This window comes from Delftia sp. WSY_7 (assembly GCF_043104845.1).
Lineage (GTDB): Bacteria > Pseudomonadota > Gammaproteobacteria > Burkholderiales > Burkholderiaceae_C > Comamonas > Comamonas tsuruhatensis.
This window is the reverse complement of record NZ_JBICLB010000033.1, coordinates 212,343-229,723: the sequence shown is the minus strand read 5'-3', so window position 1 is coordinate 229,723 and position 17,381 is coordinate 212,343. Positions and strand designations below refer to the sequence as shown.

The window sequence follows — 17,381 nt, the reverse complement described above, 5'->3', positions numbered from 1 at the left end:
CTCAGTTCTCCAGGGCACCGAGGCTGGCGGTCCAGTCGCCCAGGGAGTGGGTGACCAGGTAGGGGTCGGGCGAGACGGCCCGGGTGGCCTGGCGCACGATGGTGAAGCCGCCCTGTGCGTTGGCGCGGCCCACGCGCGGGTGCAGCCAGGTGTGGTGGTTGCCGGGATCGAGCCGGATGCGGCCCTGGGGCGCGTCGAACTCGCTGCCCAGCAGATGGGGCAGCAGATCGCCGATGCGGTCGCTGCCGGCCTGGCGGAAGGCGTTGGCGAACAGGTGCATCTGAAAGTAGGCGGCTTCCCAGCACAGGTTGGGCCGGCAGTCGTCGCCCAGGCGCTGGCGCAGCCGGGCCAGGCAGCGCGCATTGGCCGGTGAATCGATGGACTGGAAGTAGGGCGCGGCCGTGAAGTGGCCGGCCGCCACGTCGGCACCCATCTGGGCGATCTCGGCCTCGGAGGTGGTGAGGCTGGCAATCGGCATGGTCTGCGGGTTGAAACCCGCATCGGCATAGGCGCGGTAGAGGCTGGCGGTGGAATCGCCGACCACGGTGGAGAAGATGAAGTCCGGCTGCCTTGCGCGGATGTCCTGCATGATGGCCGCGTAGTCGCGCTCGGTGGCGTCCAGCGGCAGGTAGTGTTCGCCCAGCTTGTCGCTGCCCGGGTGCTGCATGACCAGCTCGCCCATGATGCGGTTGGACTCGTAGGGATAGATGTAGTCCGAGCCGATGAGGTAGACCCGCGCGCCGAAGCTGCTGGTCATGTAGTCGGCCAGCTGCACGCTGTTCTGGTTGGGCGCGGCGCCCGTGTAGATGACATTGCCCGAGAACTCGAAGCCTTCGTAGAGCGTCGGATAGAACAGCAGCCGGTTCCACTTCTCGACGATGGGGATGACGGCCTTGCGGCTGCTGGACATGTAGCAGCCGAAGATGACGTTGATGCCGTCGCGCACGATGAGCTGCTCGGCCAGCGCCGCATAGCGGGCCGGCGTGGAGGCCGGGTCGTAGCGCACTGCCACCAGTTCACGCCCCAGCAGGCCGCCCGACTCGTTGATTTCGTCGATGGCCAGCTGCGCGCCCTGCAGCTGGGACTGGCCTATGGTCGATGTGGTGCCGGTGGCCGAGTAAAGAATGCCGACTCTGACGGGGTCGTTCATGGGTTCCTTGTATGCCAGGTGCTGGCGTGCGTTCTTTGCAGGCTTCAGGTTAATCGAGATTTCCGTGGCGCTTGCCGTGGTCAGCGGCCGGCTGCGAGCCTTGCGCCCATCTGGGACAGCCGCCTTGGCAGATGCCGCGCGTCGTCGGCAATGCCGTAGTTGCGCCCGCCAAAGATGTGGCGCACATAGCCGTCAGCCTGGCTGTCCACGGCCAGGCAACTGATGCGTATGCCTGCGGCGCGGGCCTGCTGCACGGCGTGGCGCGCGTCTTCGATCAGATAGCGCTCGTCATGCACGTCGATGTCGGCGGGTGCTCCGTCGGTGATCACCAGCAGATGGCGCTGGCCGGCAGGCTCGGCCGCCAGCAGGCTGCTGGCGTGGCGCAGGGCGGCGCCCAGGCGTGTGGAATGGCGCCCCTGCAGTGCCTGCAACCGTGTGGCCGCTGCTGCGGCAAAGGGTTGGCCGAAGTCCAGCAGGCGCAGGTAGCGGACCTCGGCGCGCGTGTTGGACGAGAAGGCGTGGATGGCCAGGCGGTCCACGCCGGTCCTGTGGCCTGCGCGCGATTCGGCCAGCATGAGGGCCGCCTGTTTCTCCAGCTCCAGCAGGCTGGCGCCGTGGGGGCCGGGCGTGTTGACCGATTCGGAAGCGTCCATCAGCACCAGCAGGCTGGTGGGGCGCGGGCCTTTGCCGGCACGCATGAAAAGGCGAGGTTCCGGTCGCAGGTTCAGGCGGCGGTCCACCTGGACCTCGATGGCGGCATTGAAGTCCAGGTCATCGCCTTCCCACTGGCGGCGCAGGCGCTGGCGCCGGTCCAGCTGGCGTGCCGGCGGCAGCGGCAGTAGCGGCAGTAGCGGCAGTGTCTGTCTGCCGGCTTGGGAGCCTTTCCCGGCCAGAGCCTCGGCCTGCCATGCGGGCAGGGTGTCGATGACGGTGCACCAGTCCGTCTTCAGGCGCTCCGACCTGCGGTCCCATTCGGGATAGCTGTGGCGCGACAGTTCCAGGCCTGGGTCCAGCGACTGGCCTTCCTGTGCATCGTACTGCTGTCCTGCGCCGGCCGATGGAGGAGGGGCCGCGCGCGCAGCGGTCTGCTGCAGCGCAAGTGTGTCTTCCTCGCCCTGGGGCGACTCCGGATGCTGCCAGAGATAGCTGTTGTCATCACGGTAGATGCTGGGCACGGCATGGTGCTGCGGGTCCATGCGCACGCGCATCTGGCCCAGGTCGTTGGCCAGGATGGAGGCAATGGCCCGGAATGCGGCGTAGTCCTCCAGGCCATGGCGCGTGGCGGTGTCCTCGAACAGGTCACGGGCCTTGTGGATCCAGTGGTTGCCGTCCATACGGCCTGGCCACAGCAGCATGCGGTCCAGTCGGGCCATGAAGGCGGCAAAGCCCAGGTCGGATGGGTCGGGCTCGGGCGCGATGCAGGCCTCGAACCAGTGGCGCACGCCGGGGTGCTGCAGGCACAGCAGCCGCTCCACGCGCGCATCTTCCAGTGCGCCCACCACGGCCTGGCCCATGGGCTTGAGGGCGCTGCTGTCTTGGCGGGCGGGTGAAAAGCGCAGATGGGCTGCGGCATGGGCCATCGTTGCTGCGTGCAGGTTTGCCTGAATGGGCAAGTGGGCGGGAATCAGCAGCCGGGCAGGCTGGCTGATCAGCACGGCGCGCGGCGGCAGGGCGTGGGCCTGGCCCGGCGCCGGCGCCCTGGCCAGCGCCTGCACGGCGACAGGCTGGCGCGCGAGGCCGCTGGCCAGCAGGCCCAGCGTGTGCAGCAGACGGGACTCTTCGGGCAAGACAGCGGAGACGATGGCCATGGCGCGCGGCCCTCAGGCGCCGAACTCGGCTTCGACCAGCTGGCGCAGCGCGGCGGCGGTGTCGGGGTCGTCGGTCAGGGCGCTGGTGATGGTCATGTCGCAGCTGTCATGCACCGGCATGCCGTCGCGCATCAGCAGGCCTGCGTAGATCAGCATGCGGGTGGAGGCGCCTTCGTCCAGGCCCCGGTGGCGCAGTTCGCGCGTGCTGCGTGCCAGGCTGACCAGGCTGCGAGCGGTGGCCGGGGCAATGCCGGTCTCGTGGGCCACGATGTCCGCCTCGATCTCGGGCGCCGGGTAGTCGAAGTCCAGGGCCGCGAAGCGCTGGCGGGTCGATGGCTTCATGTCCTTGGCGCTGCTCTGGTAGCCGGGGTTGTAGGAGACCACCAGCTGGAAGTCGGGATGGGCATGCACCACCTCGCCCTTCTTGTCCAGCGGCAGGGCACGGCGCGCATCGGTCAGCGGGTGAATGACGACCGTGGTGTCCTGGCGGGCTTCCACCACCTCGTCCAGATAGCAGATGCCGCCGTGGCGCACGGCAAGGGTCAGCGGGCCGTCGTGCCAAGCCGTGCCGTCGGCATCCAGCAGGTATCGGCCCACCAGGTCGGAGGCTGTCATGTCCTCGTTGCAGGCCAGCGTGACCAGGGGGCGCTTGAGTGCCCAGGCCATGTACTCCACAAAGCGCGTCTTGCCGCAGCCCGTGGGGCCCTTGAGGATGAGCGGCATGCGGTGCTGGTAGGCCTGCCGGTACAGCTGCACTTCGCGGCCCGAAGGGCGGTAGAAGGGCTCTTCCTCGATGCGGTAGGCCGCCAGCGGGTCGGTGGCCTGGCTGGCAGGAGCGTGCAGCGGGCCTGTGGTTGTTGTCGTGCTCATCTTCACTCTTCACCTTTCCGTGTTCATGGGCGGGCCTGCCCCCGGGCCTGCAGGCTGCGGAGGCAGGACGCTGTCAGCGGTGCCTGGGCGCTTCGTGCGGAATGCCTTCGATGGGGCATTCGGGCGTGCCCACGGTGGTGCGCGTGAAGGACTCCACCATCTCGCGCGTGCCCTCGGGATCGTTGACCCACTGGCTGTAGAAGTTGTAGGGGCAGGCGGCCACGCCCTTGTCCCCGTCGCCGGAGTTGATGGTGCCGGTGTAGCCGCGGTGCACGAGCTTGAACAGGTGGTTCTGAGACTGGCCGTTCTTGCGCGCATCGCGGATCAGGTGCTTGGACAGTTCGGCGTACTGGATGCCCATCTCCTCCTCGCCGGTCTCGCCCAGGGTGCGGCCATCGAAGCCGATGATGGCCGAGTGCCCGAAGTACGAGTACACGCCGTCGAAGCCCGCCGCATTGGCCACGGCCACGTAGCAGTTGTTCATGAAGGCCATGGCCTTGGAGACCATGATCTGCTGCTCCTTGGCCGGGTACATATAGCCCTGGCAGCGCACGACGAGCTCGGCGCCGCGCATGGCGCAGTCGCGCCAGATCTCGGGGTAGTTGCCGTCGTCGCAGATGATGAGGCTGATCTTCAGGCCCTTGGGGCCCTCGCTCACATAGGTGCAGTCGCCCGGGTACCAGCCCTCGATGGGCACCCAGGGCATGATCTTGCGGTACTTCTGCACGATCTCGCCCTGGTTGTTCATGAGGATCAGGGTGTTGTACGGCGCCTTGTTGGGGTGCTCCTCATGGCGCTCGCCGGTCAGCGAGAACACGCCCCAGACATTGGCCCTGCGGCAGGCGTCGGCAAAGATTTCGGTCTCTTCGCCCGGGATGGCGCTGGCCGTGTCGTACATCTCCTTGGCGTCGTACATGATGCCGTGCGTGGAGTACTCGGGAAAGATCACCAGGTCCATGCCCGGCAGGCCGCGCTTCATGCCTACCAGCATGTCCGCGATCTTGCGGCAGTTGTCCAGCACCTCGGCCTTGGTGTGCAGGCGCGGCATCTTGTAGTTGACCACTGCCACGCCGACGCAATCGTTGCTGCTGGAAATATCTCCGTGTCTCATGCTGCTGCTCCTGAAGGGGTTGAGGGGGCGGCGTGCGGCATCGCTGCCCCTTCGATTCCCGGCCAACAAAAAAAGGCCCGAACCGCTCCAGGTCAGGGAGCGGTTCGGGCCTTGTTGCCCGACATCTGCGCTGGCAGCTTTGGCAGCGGATGTCGTCTTGTCGGTGATGCGGGAATGAACCGGGGCGATGCCTTATCGCCGTGCATGCATTGTTGCCATGCACCCGCCCCGCGCATATACGTCATATGCCGGTTGTGGCGGGCGCGAGGCCGTGGTATTTCCCGCGCGCGCTCTGCGCCCTGGTCCCTCAGAAGGACCCGAACATGGTGCCGAGCGTGATCACCAGCACCAGGGCCAGCAGTGGCGCACCAATGGTCATGATGGCGATGTTGCCGTACGACTGGCGGTGCGTGAGGCCGCAGATGGACAGCAGCGTGATGATGGCGCCGCTGTGCGGCAGGGTGTCGAAGCAGCCGGCCGCCATCACGGCCACGCGGTGCAGCAGCTCCGGGCTGATGCCCAGCTGGGCGGCCATGGCCAGGTAGTCCTTGCCCAGCGTGGACAGCGCAATCGACAGGCCGCCTGACGACGACCCCGTGATGCCTGCCAGCACGTTCATGGCCACGGCCTCGGAGATCAGCGGGTTGTGGGGCGCCACGTTGAGCACGGCCTCGCGGATGATGGCAAAGCCGGCCAGGCTCGCGATGACGGCGCCGTAGCCCACTTCCGAGGCGGTGTTGAAGATGGGCAGCATGGAGCCCAGCACGCCCTTGTTCACCGACTCCTTGAGATTGCGCCAGCGGCCCAGGCCCAGCAGCACCAGTGCGGCGCAGGCCACGGCCAGGGACAGGATCAGCGCCCACAGGCCCGTCTGCTTGGCCGGGTTCACGGCAGGAAAACGGTCCTTGAGGAAGCCGAAATCCATTTGCGGGAACACGCCGTAGGTCAGCAGCGCGTTGACCGCGATCACCAGCACCAGCGGCAGCAGGGCCAGCAGCAGCGGCAGGTCCCGGCGGCTGTGCAGGGCGGGGTCGCTTTCGTCATGCAGGCCCTGCTCGACAGCGTCGTCATGATCGCCGTAGCCTTCGCCCGCCACGCGTGCCTTGGCCGCGCGCGACTGCAGCCACCACAGGCCCAGGGCCAGCATGGTCATGCCGCCGATGATGCCCAGGCCCGGCGCCGCGAACACGTTCGTGCCGTAGTAGGGAATGGGAATGGCGTTCTGGATGGACGGCGTGCCCGGCAGCGCCGTCATGGTGAAGGTGAACGAGCCCAGCGCGATGGTGGGCGGTATCAGCCGCTTGGGCACATGGGCCGCGCGGAACAGCGACTTGGCAATCGGATAGATGGCAAAGGCCACCACGAACAGCGAAACGCCGCCATAGGTGAGCACGGCGCAGGCCAGCACCACGGTGAGGATGGCGTGCTTCTCGCCCAGCACGCGCATGATCCAGTGCGATATCGCGGTGGCTGCGCCCGAGTCCGCCATCAACTGGCCGAACAGCGCGCCCAGCAGGAACACCGGGAAGAACTGCAGCATGTAGTTGCCCAGGGCGCCCATGAAGGTGCTGGTGTACAGCGGCAGCATGTGGCCCAGGTCGCCGGACAGCAGCACGGCCACGGCGGCCATCAGGGGGGCCAGCAGCAGCACGGAGATGCCTCGATAGGCCAGGAACATCAATCCCGCCAGTGAAATCACGATTGCCAGGGTACTCAAATCGTCTCCAGTCCAGTGGTTCTAGTCAAAAAGACAGAATAAATGCGGATGGGTGACAATTTGGCGTAATTGGCGTGCTTTGTAGATGATTTGGCGCAATATGTCGCCACGTTTACCCGTGTTTCCGGGCATTGGCGTGCGATTGCTGCCCCAGACGACGGTGCTGGCCAGGGGCGTTTCCGACCCGGCCTGTGTGTGCCGTGAACAGCGTTTGATCAGCGCCTGATCACGGGGTTTTCGCCGGGGGAGTTTGCCCGCTGCTTCGCGCACGATGAATCGTTGTGGATGTATCGGCTCTGGGTGTGGCGCGGTGCTCTGCCATGCTTGCGTGTCCGTCACGCCACAGCATTTTTTGCATGGCAGAAAACGCAGGGGCTCCAAGCCGTTTCCCTGTGAAAACAGGGCCTGAATGCCGCTGTAAAACCCTAAGTCTTCTACAAGACTTAAAAAATCCGGCAGGTTCCGCTTAGAATTTTGTATTGTGGGATCGCATTGCAGAAAACGCCGGGGCAGCATGCTGGCGCGACGGGGCATTGCGTGACGGTCCTACAGCGTCAGGCTGCACCGGCCCGTTTCCCCTAGCGGATGTCCGGTTCGACGGCCTGCGGCGCGACCCCTACCTTTTTCACTACCTGAGACAAGAGATGAGCACGCAGCAACCCACCATCATCTACACCCTGACCGATGAGGCCCCGCGCCTGGCCACCAGTGCCTTCCTGCCTGTGGTGCGCGCCTTTGCAGCACCCGCCGGCGTGAATGTCGAGACCGCCGACATCTCCGTGGCCCACCGCATCCTGGGTGAGTTCTCCGAATTCCTGGCCGAAGACCAGCGCGTGGCCCACACCCTGTCCGAGCTCGGCAAGAAGACGCTGGAGCCCGATGTCAACATCATCAAGCTGCCCAACATCAGCGCCTCCGTGGCCCAGCTGACGGCTGCCATCAAGGAGCTGCAGGGCAAGGGCTACGCACTGCCCGACTACCCCGAGAACCCGTCCAACGACCAGGAAAAGGACATCAAGGCGCGCTACGGCAAGTGCCTGGGCTCGGCCGTGAACCCCGTGCTGCGTGAAGGCAACTCCGACCGCCGCGCTCCCGCCGCCGTCAAGAACTACGCCAAGAAGCACCCGCACTCCATGGGCGAGTGGAAGCAGTGGTCGCAAACCCATGTCTCGCACATGGAGCACGGCGACTTCTACCACGGCGAAAAGTCCATGACCCTGGACAAGGCCCGCGACGTCAAGATGGAGCTGACCACCAAGAGCGGCAAGACCGTGGTGCTCAAGCCCAAGGTCGCGCTGCAGGCCGGCGAGATCATCGACTCCATGTTCATGAGCAAGAAGGCGCTGTGCGACTTCTACGAAAAGGAACTGGACGACTGCCGCGACGCCGGCATCCTGTTCTCGCTGCACGTCAAGGCCACGATGATGAAGGTCTCGCACCCCATCGTGTTCGGCCACTGCGTGAAGATCTACTACAAGGAAGCCTTCGAGAAGCACGGCAAGCTGTTCGACGAGCTGGGCGTCAACGTCAACAACGGCATGTCCACGCTGTACGAGAAGATCGAGACGCTGCCCGCCTCGCTGCGCGAAGAGATCATCCGTGACCTGCACGCCTGCCAGGAACACCGTCCCGCGCTGGCCATGGTGGACTCCGCCAAGGGCATCACCAACTTCCACTCGCCCAACGACGTGATCGTCGATGCGTCCATGCCCGCCATGATCCGCCAGGGCGGCAAGATGTGGGGCGCCGACGGCAAGCCCTACGACTGCAAGGCCGTGATGCCCGAGTCCACCTTTGCCCGCATCTACCAGGAGATGATCAACTTCTGCAAGTGGCACGGCAACTTCGACCCCAAGACGATGGGCACCGTGCCCAACGTGGGTCTGATGGCGCAAAAGGCCGAAGAGTACGGCTCGCACGACAAGACCTTCGAGATCGAGGAAGACGGCGTTGCCAACATCGTCGACCTGGCCACCGGTGAAGTGCTGATGAGCCAGAACGTGGAGCAGGGCGACATCTGGCGCATGTGCCAGGTCAAGGATGCGCCCATCCGCGACTGGGTCAAGCTGGCCGTCACGCGTGCACGCAACTCCGGCATGCCTGCCGTGTTCTGGCTGGACCCCTACCGTCCGCACGAGGCCGAGCTGATCAAGAAGGTCAACACCTACCTCAAGGACTACGACACCACGGGCCTGGAAATCCACATCCTGTCGCAGGTCCGCGCCATGCGCTACACGCTGGAGCGCGTGGCCCGCGGCCTGGACACCATCTCGGTGACCGGCAACATCCTGCGCGACTACCTGACCGACCTGTTCCCCATCATGGAACTGGGCACGTCCGCCAAGATGCTGTCCATCGTGCCGCTGATGGCCGGTGGCGGCATGTACGAAACCGGTGCCGGCGGCTCCGCTCCCAAGCACGTGCAGCAGCTGGTGGAAGAAAACCACCTGCGCTGGGATTCGCTGGGCGAGTTCCTGGCACTGGCCGTGTCGCTGGAAGACCTGGGCATCAAGAACGGCAACGACAGCGCCAAGCTGCTGGCCAAGACCCTGGACGAAGCCACCGGCAGGCTGCTGGACGAGGACAAGTCGCCTTCGCGCCGCACCGGCGAGCTGGACAACCGCGGCAGCCAGTTCTACATCGCCCTGTACTGGGCGCAGGCCCTGGCTGCCCAGACCGAGAACGCCGAGCTGGCCGCCAAGTTCGCTCCCCTGGCCAAGCAGCTGGCGGACAACGAGTCCAAGATCATCGAAGAGCTGCGCGCCGTGCAGGGCAAGGCCGTGGACATTGGCGGCTACTACCAGCCCGACGTGGCCAAGATGGACGCCGTGATGCGCCCCAGCGCCACCTTCAACGCCGCCATCGACGCGCTGCGGTAAGCAACTTCGCCTTTGCCGGGGCCAGACCCCGGCAGGCTTGAAGCATGACCGGCCTGCCCGCAAGGGCGGCCGGTTTTTTCATGCCGACATCGGCAGAAAACCGCAGGCGAAAAAAAACCGGCCCAGAGAGCCGGTTTTTCTTGGAATTGGACGCTATCAGTAGCGACCGCCGCCGTGGCCGCCATTGCCATAGCCGACGTCGGCACGCTTGCCTGCATAGCCTTGCGGGCTGTAGCCACCCGAGCTGCGGCCTTCTTCACGAGGACGCGCCAGGTTCACGACAATCGAGCGTCCGTCCACGGACATGCCGTGCAGGCCGGTGATGGCGGCCTGGGCGACTTCGGCAGAAGCCATCTCCACAAAACCGAAGCCCTTGGAGCGGCCGGTTTCGCGGTCCATCATGACCTTGGCGGAAGCCACGCTGCCGAATTCGGCGAAGTTGCTTTCCAGGCTGGAGTCGGTCACGGAGTAGGGCAGATTGCCCACGTAGATTTTGGTGGTCATAGGAAAACCTCTTTGCTTAGATGTGCGCAAACGGGCGCACCGTTGGAATGCAGGCGGAGGACTGTGCAATCCGCCGCAGGAAATGGATAGGGGTTCGCAGCAAGCGGGCCATCAGCACGCAGGCGGGTGCTGCATGCAGGTCTGAAGCCAGCCTTGGGTGACGGCAAACAGCCGTGCCGCTTCGCTGGAGGCGAATGCCTTGTCGAAACGGAATACGCGGCAGTAGCTGCCGTTGCCCTGGGAGCGATGGACCGAGAAGGAGGCACGGAAGCGGCCGCAGTCGGTCGGGTGTGTCGAGGGCGAGACGACGTACTTGCCCATGGGAATGCCGGTGTTTGAAATGTGGTTCAGTCAGGTTCGCAGCCTTGAAAAGGCCTGCGTGAGCATCTAGGAACTCGGTTGGCTGCAGCTCTACAGACCAACTGGGCGACAAAGGTCGCGAAACACATCCTGCAGGAAGCGGCTGGCAAGCCGTTGCGCGGGAGATGTGGTTGCCGACTCAGGTACTGGGTACGGGTCTCGACAACGGTGCTGACTATATCCTGTTGAATATTTAAACGCAACTTAATATTCTTTTTAATTGTAAAAACCTGCCTGACAGCTGTTGTTTTGTTATGTTATAACGTCACAATTCTGATGTGGCGCAACATCGCCAACCGTTTTCTGGAACAGGAAATCACCATGCCCACCCCTTTGACCGTCAACCAGCAACGGGTGCTCGACGCCCTGCGCCAGGCCGGTGCACCGCGCACGGCCTATGCACTGCTCGACCAGCTGCGTGACCACGGGCTGAGCGCCCCCACGCAGGTCTACCGCGCGCTGGACAAGCTGGCCGAGCAGGGCGTGGTCCACCGCCTGGAGTCGTTGAACGCCTATGTGTGCTGCTCGCACCCGGATGAGGGCAGCCATGACTTCTCGGCCTTTGCGATCTGCGACAGCTGCGGGCAGGTGGACGAGTTTGTCGACGACGCGCTCAACCGCTGCCTGGGCAGCTGGGCGCACGGCCATGCGTTCGCGCTGGCCCATTCGAACATCGAGCTGCATGGCAAGTGCTCTGCCTGCACTGCGCTGCACGCCTGAGGCCCTGCCTGCCGCACGCGGCTGCAGTGCCAGCAGCGTGCTCCCTTTCCCTGCTTGAGAGATTCCATGATGCATACCGTAGCGCCGGTTCGGCCGCCGCATGCCCGATTGCCGGTGACCGTACTGTCGGGCTTTCTGGGCGCGGGCAAGACCACCTTGCTCAACCACATCCTGCACAACCGCGAAGGTCGGCGCGTGGCCGTCATCGTCAACGACATGTCCGAGGTCAACATCGACGCTGCCCTGGTGCGTGATGGCGGGGCCGACCTGTCGCGCACCGACGAAAAACTGGTGGAGATGAGCAACGGCTGCATCTGCTGCACGCTGCGCGAGGACCTGCTGGTGGAGGTGGCACGGCTGGCGGGTGAGGGCCGCTTCGACCAGCTGGTCATCGAGTCCACGGGCATCTCCGAGCCGCTGCCGGTGGCCGAGACCTTCACCTTCGCGGGCGAGGACGGACGCAGCCTGGGCGATGTGGCGCGGCTGGACACCATGGTGACCGTGGTCGATGCCTTCAACTTTCTGCACGACTATGGCTCGCGTGACAGCCTGCGCTCGCGCGGCGAATCGCTGGGCGAGGAGGACCGCCGCACCGTGGTCGATCTGCTGATCGAGCAGGTGGAGTTCTGCGATGTGATCGTGCTCAACAAGATCGACCTGGTCACCGATGAGGACTGCAGCCGGCTCATGGCCATCCTGCGCGGGCTCAACCCGCGTGCCAGGCTGGAGATCGCCTCCTTCGGCCAGCTGCCGCTGGATCGCGTGCTCGATACGGGGCTGTTCGATTTCGAGGAGGCTTCCAGGGCGCCGGGCTGGCTGCAGCAGTTGCGTGGCACGCACCAGCCCGAGACCGAGGCCTATGGCGTTGCCAGCTTTGTCTACCGCGCCCGCCGCCCCTTTCATCCCCGGCGCTTCTTCGGCCTGGTGCAAAGCGAATGGCCGGGTGTGGTGCGCTCCAAGGGGTTTTTCTGGCTGGCCAGCCATCCGGCGCTGGCCGGCTCCTGGTCGCAGGCCGGCGCCGTGGCCCGCCATGGCCCGGCCGGGCACTGGTGGGCCGCCGTGGAGGCCGAGCGCTGGCCGCGCGACCCCGAAAGCGTGGAGCGCATCCTGGACAAATGGGTCGATGGCGTGGGCGACGCGCGCCAGGAACTGGTGCTGATCGGCATGGGCATGGACGAGCAGGCGCTGCGCGCACGCCTGGACGAATGCCTGCTGACCGATGCGGAAATGGCCCTGGGCCCGCAGGCCTGGGTGCAATGGGACAACCCGTTTCCCGACTGGAATTGAACGAATACCGCGCCGGCCTGGGTCGGCGCGGCCACTGGAGCCCCGAATGCTTGCACCTCTTCCCGATGTTTCCCTGACCGATCCCGCGCCCAGCCTCAGCCCGCTGCAATGGGTGGGCATGCAGGGCATAGACCTGCCCGTGACCGTGGCCGAGCCCGGCTACTGGCGCGAGCTGCATGCGCGTGCCGACGTGCAGGTCGATCTTCCTGCGGCCCATGTCAAGGGCATACACATGTCCCGGCTGTACCGCCAACTGGACAGCCTGGCCGAGGAATCCGCACTGTCTGCCCTGGCGCTGCGCCATGCGCTGCAGGCCATGATCGACAGCCACCTGGACTGCCAAAGCCGCAGCGCCCGGCTGCGCCTGTCGCTGGACCTGCTGACCCAGCGGCCCGCCCTGGTCACCCACGATCTGTCGGGCTGGAAGTCCTATCCCGTGCGCCTGGACGCCACGCTGGCGCAGGGCGTGTTCCAGCTGCGGCTGCAGGTGGGCGTGGGCTATTCCTCGACCTGCCCCTGCTCGGCGGCACTGTCGCGCCAGTTGCTGGAGCAGGGCTTTTTGCAGGCCTTTGCGGGCGAGCCGCTGGTGGAGCCGGACCAGGTGGCTTCCTGGCTGCGCCGGCACGGCACGCTGGCCACGGCACACAGCCAGCGCAGCGAGGCCCAGGTCAGCGTGGACCTGGCCTGTGATGCGCCCGACCTGGGCATCCTGCCCCTGATCGCCCGCGTGGAGCAGGCGCTGGGCACGCCCGTGCAGACCGCCGTCAAGCGCGCCGACGAGCAGGCCTTTGCCGCGCTCAACGGCCGCAACCTGATGTTTGTCGAGGATGCGGCGCGCCGCATACAGGCCGCGCTGGAAGGCAGCTACGCCCAGCCGCGCGTGCATGTGCGCCACATGGAGAGCCTGCATCCGCACGACGCCGTGTCCTGGGCATGACCCGCGAGCCGGCCCCCGTTTGTCTACAACCCAAGGAGTTTTCCATGCAAGTGCTCTCGTCCCTCAAGGAAGCCAAGCTGCGCCATCGAGACTGCCAGGTGGTGCGCCGCCGCGGCCGCATCTACGTCATCTGCAAGAGCAACCCGCGCTTCAAGGCCCGCCAGGGCGGCGCAAAGAACAGGCGCAAGGGATGATCCGCAAGAACCCGCGCGGCGACCTGCCGCGCATCCATGCCAGCGCCTTCGTGGACCCCACGGCCATCCTGTGCGGACTGGTGATCGTGGAGGAGAACGTCTTCATCGGCCCCTATGCGGTGATCCGTGCCGACGAGATGGATGCGGACGGCCACATCGATCCCATCGTGATCGGTGCCCACTCCAACATCCAGGACGGGGTGGTGATCCACTCCAAGTCCGGCGCGCGCGTCAGCGTGGGGCAGCACACCTCGATCGCCCATCGCGCCATCGTCCACGGGCCCTGCACCGTGGGCAATGGCGTGTTCATCGGCTTCAACAGCGTGTTGTTCAACTGCGTGGTCGATGACGGCTGCGTGGTGCGCTACAACGCCGTGGTCGATGGATGCCACCTGCCGCCGGGCTTCTACGTGCCGTCCACTGCGCGCATAGGCCCGGAGACCGACCTGTCCACGCTGGCCCAGGTGCCCGCCGACGCCAGCGATTTCTCCGAGGACGTGGTCCGCACCAACAACGAACTGGTGCGCGGCTACAAGGCCATCCACAATGAGTTCTGACCGGCCGGGAGGGCTGCATGTCCGATTCCGCTGACCTCAAGAACCTGGGGCTGAAGGCCACGCTGGCGCGGCTGTGGGTACTGGACATCTTTCGCCACGGGGACCAGCGGCATCTGGCGGCGGAGGAGGTCTATCGCCAGCTGCATGACCAAGGCCGGGGCACCAGCCTGGCCACGGTCTACCGCGTGCTGGCGCAGCTGGAGCAGGCCGGGCTGCTGCGGCACCAGCGCTTTGCGGCGGGCAAGGCGGTCTATGAACTCGACGACGGCGAGCACCATGACCACCTGATCTGCACGCGCTGCGGCCTGGTGCAGGAGTTCCACGATGCGGTGATCGAGCAGCGCCAGAAGCTGCTGGCGCGCTCGCATGGCTTTGCCATCGTGGAGCACTCCCACATCCTCTACGGGCGCTGCGTCAAGCCCGACTGCGAGCGGCTGGCGGGCCGGCAGGCCCCTACCGCTCCTTGAGGCTGCGCTGCGCACGCTCGCAGATGCGGCGCGTGGCGGGCACGGGCGATTCCTCGAGCCATTGCGCGCACAGGGCGCGCACCCAGTCGGGCCGGCTCTTGGCCGCGTCGTTGAGCCAGTTGGCCACCGAGTCCTGCACATAGGGCGAGGCATCGGCGCGCAGCCGCCGCAAAAGGGGCAGGGCGATCTCCGGCTGCTGCTTGAGCGCCGTGATATGGCTGCACCAGACGCCGCGCGGCCGCAGGGCCTCGCTGGCGAAGCGGCGCAGGCGGTCGGAGGGCCGCCTTGTCCACCGGGACAACTCGGCCACGGCCTGCGGCAGGTCGCTGGCCAGATGCGGGCGCACGCCCATCCACGACCATTCGCGCACGCCGAAATGCGAGTCATCGGCCAGCGGCTGCACCAGCTCCAGGCGCTGGCTCAGGGTCAGGCCCGGCTGCGCACCGGCCATGAAGCAGGCCCAGCCGCGCACCGTGTCAGAGCGGTGCGTGAGGCAGCGCTGCCAGCCGGCCTGGCCCAGTGTCTGCCACAGCAGGCCGCCAATGCACTCCATGCGTTTGAGAATGCCAAGCTGGCCCAGCGCCTGCGCCGTGTCCTCCAGCTGCGGCCACGCGTCGGGAAAGACGGCCTGCAGCAGCCGGGCCTGGTCCACGGCCAGGCTTTCGGTCAGCGTGGCGGTCTCGATCTCGCCCAGCGACAGGGCCTGCAGCAGTTCGGGAGTGATGTCGACCGTGCGGTTGGCGCCCTTGCGCCGGGGGGCGGGCGCCGTCATGCGCTGGCCTCCACGCCTGCGGCGGCCTTGGCCAGCAGCTTTCCCAACTGGCCGCGTTCGGCGGGCGACAGGTTGGAAAACAGGCCGGCGATCCATTGGCTGTGCCGGGCAAACAGCTTGCGCGCCAGCTGGCGCCCCTTGGCGGTGAGCTGCACGCGCAGCGCGCGGCGGTCGGCCGGGTCGGGCAGGCGCTCGGCCAGGGCCTCGCGTTCCAGGCCGTCCAGCAGGCCGGTCACGGTGGCGCGGGTGATGCCGGCCTGCTCGGCCAGGTGGTTGGGCGCCAGCCCTTCGCTGGCGGATTCCAGCAGGAACAGCAGCACGAAGCGCCCTTCGGACAGGCCATGGGGCGCCAGCAGTGCGGCGCAGTCACGGTCGATGCGCGCAGCCAGGGACAGGGTTTGGAAGCACAGCCGCATGCTGTCCACGTCGTCCAGCTTGCGGCGCTCGGCCTCGGCCAGCAGGGCCTGGTATTTCTGTTCGAGTTGCATGTGGCAAGCATACAGTATGGTGGCTAACCATGTGGCTGCGCCTCCAGGCAAGCAGTGGCCTGTGCGCGATGGCTGCGCTTGCGGCGCAGCCTGCGCACGCCTATGAGCACGCCCGTGGCGCTCATCAGCAGGCCGCCCAGGCTGAAGGCCAGCAGCAGCCCATCCCACAGCGGCCGGCGCTGCAGCAGCGGCAGCCAGTCCCAGCTGTGCAGCATGGCGAACAGCCAGCGCTTGAGGCGCTGGGTGCCGTCCAGCCGGCCCAGTACCTGGCCCGTGTGCGGGTCGATGTGCACCCAGCTGGCCGCAGCATCGCCATACACCACGCGCATCACGGGCAGGGGCTTGTCATGGCCGCCCATCATGGTGTGCTCGGCGCGCTCGTACCAGTACAGGTCGTGCGCGGTCAGCCATTCGCTGCGCAGCACGGGTGCGTCGATCAGCACGGCCGCGCGGTCCAGCAGGGCCTCGCGCGAATGGGCCACGGGCGCGGCGCTGGCGCTGTCCAGCACCAGGGGCGTGCCGGCTGCGGGCTGGGCCAGCACCTCGGTGCGGCCTGCGGTGCGCAGCCAGCGCAGTTCGCGCACGGGTCCGCCCGCTGCGGCAATCAGCGACTGCGGCGTGGCGTCGCCCCCTGTCAGGCGCAGAGGGCCCTGCTGCCACCGGGCCATGTGCAGTGGCGGCGTGCCCGTGTCGAACAGGCGCCAGGGGTTCATGGACATCAGGCCGCTGAAGATCCAGGCCAGCGTGGTCAGCGCGAACAGCAGGCCCGCCACATGGTGCCAGCGCATGGCGAGGCCCGGGTAGGGCGTGCGCCGGCCGCTGCGGTAGGGCTGCCTGAACCGCCAGCGCATCACCCCGACCACGGTGCCGGTGATGGCCACGGCAATGCCGACCAGCGACAGCACGTTGACGATGTCGGCCCAGGCGCCGTCAAAGGCATTGCCCCGGAACATGTACAGCCAGTGCAGCCAGGCGCCCAGGTAGTTCCAGCCGCGCTCGGTGCGCGTGGCATCGCGCACCACCTCGGCCGTGCGGCCGGAGATGTAGAGCAGCGTGCCCTGGGCATCGTCCAGTTGCACGCGGTGCAGGGGGCGGTGGATGTCCAGCGCGCGCGAGTGGCTGAAGGCATCCTCATCCACCGTGCCCAGGTAGTGCAGGCCCGTGCCGTCCCCCGCGAAGGCGCGGGCACTGGCCAGGGCCTGCGCCTGGCTGGTGGCACCCAACACCTGGCCGCTGGCCGCATCGATGGCCACGGGCTGGCGCCGCCCCTCGGGCGTGACCAGGTAGCTGGCACGGCCGGCGCTGCCGGCATGCAGGCGCAGATCCTTGAGCGGGCCGTCGATGCCGGCCGCGCGCAGCGCCTCGGCGGGCGCGAGCAGGGCGGCGTTGCCATCGAGCGGGGGCAGGTGGCGCAGCCGTTCGGCCTCGGTGAGCTTGGGGTAGCCCACATACATCATCACCATGCCCGAGACAAACCACAGCGCAAAGAACAGGCACACGGCAATGCCCAGCCAGCGGTGCAGCAGGAACAGCCAGCGTTTGAGGTGAAGGCGCATGGCG

The 17,381-nt window shown here is 66.7% G+C and carries 18 protein-coding genes; 7 read left to right on the top strand and 11 right to left on the bottom strand.

Translation table 11 applies throughout. The features are described from left to right. Position 1 precedes the first annotated feature (1 nt). The 6 genes from ACF8ME_RS13225 to ACF8ME_RS13200 form a co-directional block, all read right to left on the bottom strand. Complete coding sequence (locus ACF8ME_RS13225) at positions 2-1,150, bottom strand: transporter substrate-binding domain-containing protein (RefSeq protein WP_392416853.1); 1,149 nt, start codon at positions 1,148-1,150, stop codon at positions 2-4. An 80-nt stretch (positions 1,151-1,230) separates the two neighbouring features. Next, a complete protein-coding gene (locus ACF8ME_RS13220; protein WP_392416852.1) occupies positions 1,231-2,958 on the bottom strand; it encodes a nitric oxide reductase activation protein NorD in 1,728 nt (575 codons plus the stop codon). Positions 2,959-2,970: 12 nt separating this feature from the next. Beyond that, the gene (locus ACF8ME_RS13215) at positions 2,971-3,828 is read right to left on the bottom strand and encodes a CbbQ/NirQ/NorQ/GpvN family protein (RefSeq protein ID WP_392416850.1); all 858 of its coding nucleotides are present in this window, start codon (positions 3,826-3,828) and stop codon (positions 2,971-2,973) included. A gap of 73 nt (positions 3,829-3,901) precedes the next feature. After that, positions 3,902-4,939 (bottom strand): aliphatic amidase, encoded by a 1,038-nt coding sequence (locus ACF8ME_RS13210; RefSeq protein ID WP_043791758.1) that lies wholly within the window; start codon positions 4,937-4,939, stop codon positions 3,902-3,904. 307 nt (positions 4,940-5,246) lie between these two features. After that, positions 5,247-6,656 carry a GntP family permease gene (locus ACF8ME_RS13205; RefSeq protein WP_016454628.1) on the bottom strand — a complete coding sequence of 470 codons (1,410 nt, stop codon included), beginning with the start codon at positions 6,654-6,656 and terminating at the stop codon, positions 5,247-5,249. A 21-nt stretch (positions 6,657-6,677) separates the two neighbouring features. Next, complete coding sequence (locus tag ACF8ME_RS13200; protein ID WP_392416848.1) at positions 6,678-7,190, bottom strand: hypothetical protein; 513 nt, start codon at positions 7,188-7,190, stop codon at positions 6,678-6,680. 110 nt (positions 7,191-7,300) lie between these two features. Here ACF8ME_RS13200 and ACF8ME_RS13195 point away from each other — a divergent pair, with 110 nt between their 5' ends. Further along, entirely contained in the window at positions 7,301-9,535 is a 2,235-nt protein-coding gene (locus ACF8ME_RS13195; protein ID WP_016454629.1) for an NADP-dependent isocitrate dehydrogenase, read from the top strand. 156 nt (positions 9,536-9,691) lie between these two features. On the opposite strand, the gene ACF8ME_RS13190 is transcribed toward ACF8ME_RS13195, so the two are convergent. After that, positions 9,692-10,039, bottom strand: coding sequence for an RNA-binding protein (locus tag ACF8ME_RS13190; RefSeq protein ID WP_016445960.1), 348 nt, complete (start codon positions 10,037-10,039; stop codon positions 9,692-9,694). Positions 10,040-10,150: 111 nt separating this feature from the next. Next, the gene (locus ACF8ME_RS13185) at positions 10,151-10,360 is read right to left on the bottom strand and encodes a hypothetical protein (RefSeq protein WP_016445961.1); all 210 of its coding nucleotides are present in this window, start codon (positions 10,358-10,360) and stop codon (positions 10,151-10,153) included. Positions 10,361-10,675: 315 nt separating this feature from the next. Between ACF8ME_RS13185 and ACF8ME_RS13180 the strand changes: the two genes are divergently transcribed. The 6 genes from ACF8ME_RS13180 to fur all read left to right on the top strand — a co-directional run bounded on the left by ACF8ME_RS13180 (position 10,676) and on the right by fur (position 14,561). Then, positions 10,676-11,119 (top strand): transcriptional repressor, encoded by a 444-nt coding sequence (locus tag ACF8ME_RS13180; protein ID WP_392416846.1) that lies wholly within the window; start codon positions 10,676-10,678, stop codon positions 11,117-11,119. A 66-nt stretch (positions 11,120-11,185) separates the two neighbouring features. Beyond that, a complete protein-coding gene (zigA, locus tag ACF8ME_RS13175; RefSeq protein ID WP_392416844.1) occupies positions 11,186-12,406 on the top strand; it encodes a zinc metallochaperone GTPase ZigA in 1,221 nt (406 codons plus the stop codon). 46 nt (positions 12,407-12,452) lie between these two features. Further along, positions 12,453-13,343, top strand: coding sequence for a GTP cyclohydrolase FolE2 (gene folE2, locus ACF8ME_RS13170; RefSeq protein WP_016445964.1), 891 nt, complete (start codon positions 12,453-12,455; stop codon positions 13,341-13,343). A gap of 44 nt (positions 13,344-13,387) precedes the next feature. Continuing rightward, positions 13,388-13,537 (top strand): type B 50S ribosomal protein L36, encoded by a 150-nt coding sequence (gene ykgO / locus ACF8ME_RS13165; RefSeq protein ID WP_013802515.1) that lies wholly within the window; start codon positions 13,388-13,390, stop codon positions 13,535-13,537. Then, positions 13,534-14,094, top strand: a complete 561-nt coding sequence (locus ACF8ME_RS13160; protein WP_016445965.1) for a hypothetical protein — start codon at positions 13,534-13,536, stop codon at positions 14,092-14,094. The genes ykgO and ACF8ME_RS13160 overlap by 4 nt, the downstream gene beginning before the upstream one ends. A 17-nt stretch (positions 14,095-14,111) precedes the next feature. Further along, a complete protein-coding gene (gene fur, locus ACF8ME_RS13155; RefSeq protein ID WP_016454632.1) occupies positions 14,112-14,561 on the top strand; it encodes a ferric iron uptake transcriptional regulator in 450 nt (149 codons plus the stop codon). Here the strand turns inward: fur and ACF8ME_RS13150 are convergent. Genes ACF8ME_RS13150 through ACF8ME_RS13140 form a run of 3 tightly spaced genes read right to left on the bottom strand, consistent with a single transcriptional unit; the run spans position 14,548 to position 17,377 of the window. Further along, positions 14,548-15,333, bottom strand: coding sequence for a DNA alkylation repair protein (locus ACF8ME_RS13150; protein WP_392416842.1), 786 nt, complete (start codon positions 15,331-15,333; stop codon positions 14,548-14,550). The two genes, fur and ACF8ME_RS13150, sit on opposite strands and share 14 nt — an antisense overlap. Next, positions 15,330-15,821, bottom strand: coding sequence for a MarR family winged helix-turn-helix transcriptional regulator (locus ACF8ME_RS13145; RefSeq protein WP_012205483.1), 492 nt, complete (start codon positions 15,819-15,821; stop codon positions 15,330-15,332). Before ACF8ME_RS13145 ends, ACF8ME_RS13150 begins: the two co-directional genes overlap by 4 nt. A gap of 23 nt (positions 15,822-15,844) precedes the next feature. After that, a complete protein-coding gene (locus ACF8ME_RS13140; protein WP_392416840.1) occupies positions 15,845-17,377 on the bottom strand; it encodes a PepSY domain-containing protein in 1,533 nt (510 codons plus the stop codon). Positions 17,378-17,381: the final 4 nt, after the last annotated feature.

Coding starts and splice junctions, on each gene's coding strand:
- ACF8ME_RS13150 (WP_392416842.1), bottom strand. CDS start 15,333: ATGACGGCGCCCGCCCCCCGGCGCAAGGGCGCCAACCGCACGGTCGAC.
- fur (WP_016454632.1), top strand. CDS start 14,112: ATGTCCGATTCCGCTGACCTCAAGAACCTGGGGCTGAAGGCCACGCTG.
- ACF8ME_RS13200 (WP_392416848.1), bottom strand. CDS start 7,190: ATGCCCCGTCGCGCCAGCATGCTGCCCCGGCGTTTTCTGCAATGCGAT.
- ACF8ME_RS13220 (WP_392416852.1), bottom strand. CDS start 2,958: ATGGCCATCGTCTCCGCTGTCTTGCCCGAAGAGTCCCGTCTGCTGCAC.
- ACF8ME_RS13225 (WP_392416853.1), bottom strand. CDS start 1,150: ATGAACGACCCCGTCAGAGTCGGCATTCTTTACTCGGCCACCGGCACC.
- ykgO (WP_013802515.1), top strand. CDS start 13,388: ATGCAAGTGCTCTCGTCCCTCAAGGAAGCCAAGCTGCGCCATCGAGAC.
- ACF8ME_RS13215 (WP_392416850.1), bottom strand. CDS start 3,828: ATGAGCACGACAACAACCACAGGCCCGCTGCACGCTCCTGCCAGCCAG.
- ACF8ME_RS13210 (WP_043791758.1), bottom strand. CDS start 4,939: ATGAGACACGGAGATATTTCCAGCAGCAACGATTGCGTCGGCGTGGCA.
- ACF8ME_RS13190 (WP_016445960.1), bottom strand. CDS start 10,039: ATGACCACCAAAATCTACGTGGGCAATCTGCCCTACTCCGTGACCGAC.
- folE2 (WP_016445964.1), top strand. CDS start 12,453: ATGCTTGCACCTCTTCCCGATGTTTCCCTGACCGATCCCGCGCCCAGC.
- ACF8ME_RS13195 (WP_016454629.1), top strand. CDS start 7,301: ATGAGCACGCAGCAACCCACCATCATCTACACCCTGACCGATGAGGCC.
- ACF8ME_RS13185 (WP_016445961.1), bottom strand. CDS start 10,360: ATGGGCAAGTACGTCGTCTCGCCCTCGACACACCCGACCGACTGCGGC.
- ACF8ME_RS13145 (WP_012205483.1), bottom strand. CDS start 15,821: ATGCAACTCGAACAGAAATACCAGGCCCTGCTGGCCGAGGCCGAGCGC.
- ACF8ME_RS13160 (WP_016445965.1), top strand. CDS start 13,534: ATGATCCGCAAGAACCCGCGCGGCGACCTGCCGCGCATCCATGCCAGC.
- ACF8ME_RS13140 (WP_392416840.1), bottom strand. CDS start 17,377: ATGCGCCTTCACCTCAAACGCTGGCTGTTCCTGCTGCACCGCTGGCTG.
- ACF8ME_RS13180 (WP_392416846.1), top strand. CDS start 10,676: ATGTGGCGCAACATCGCCAACCGTTTTCTGGAACAGGAAATCACCATG.
- zigA (WP_392416844.1), top strand. CDS start 11,186: ATGATGCATACCGTAGCGCCGGTTCGGCCGCCGCATGCCCGATTGCCG.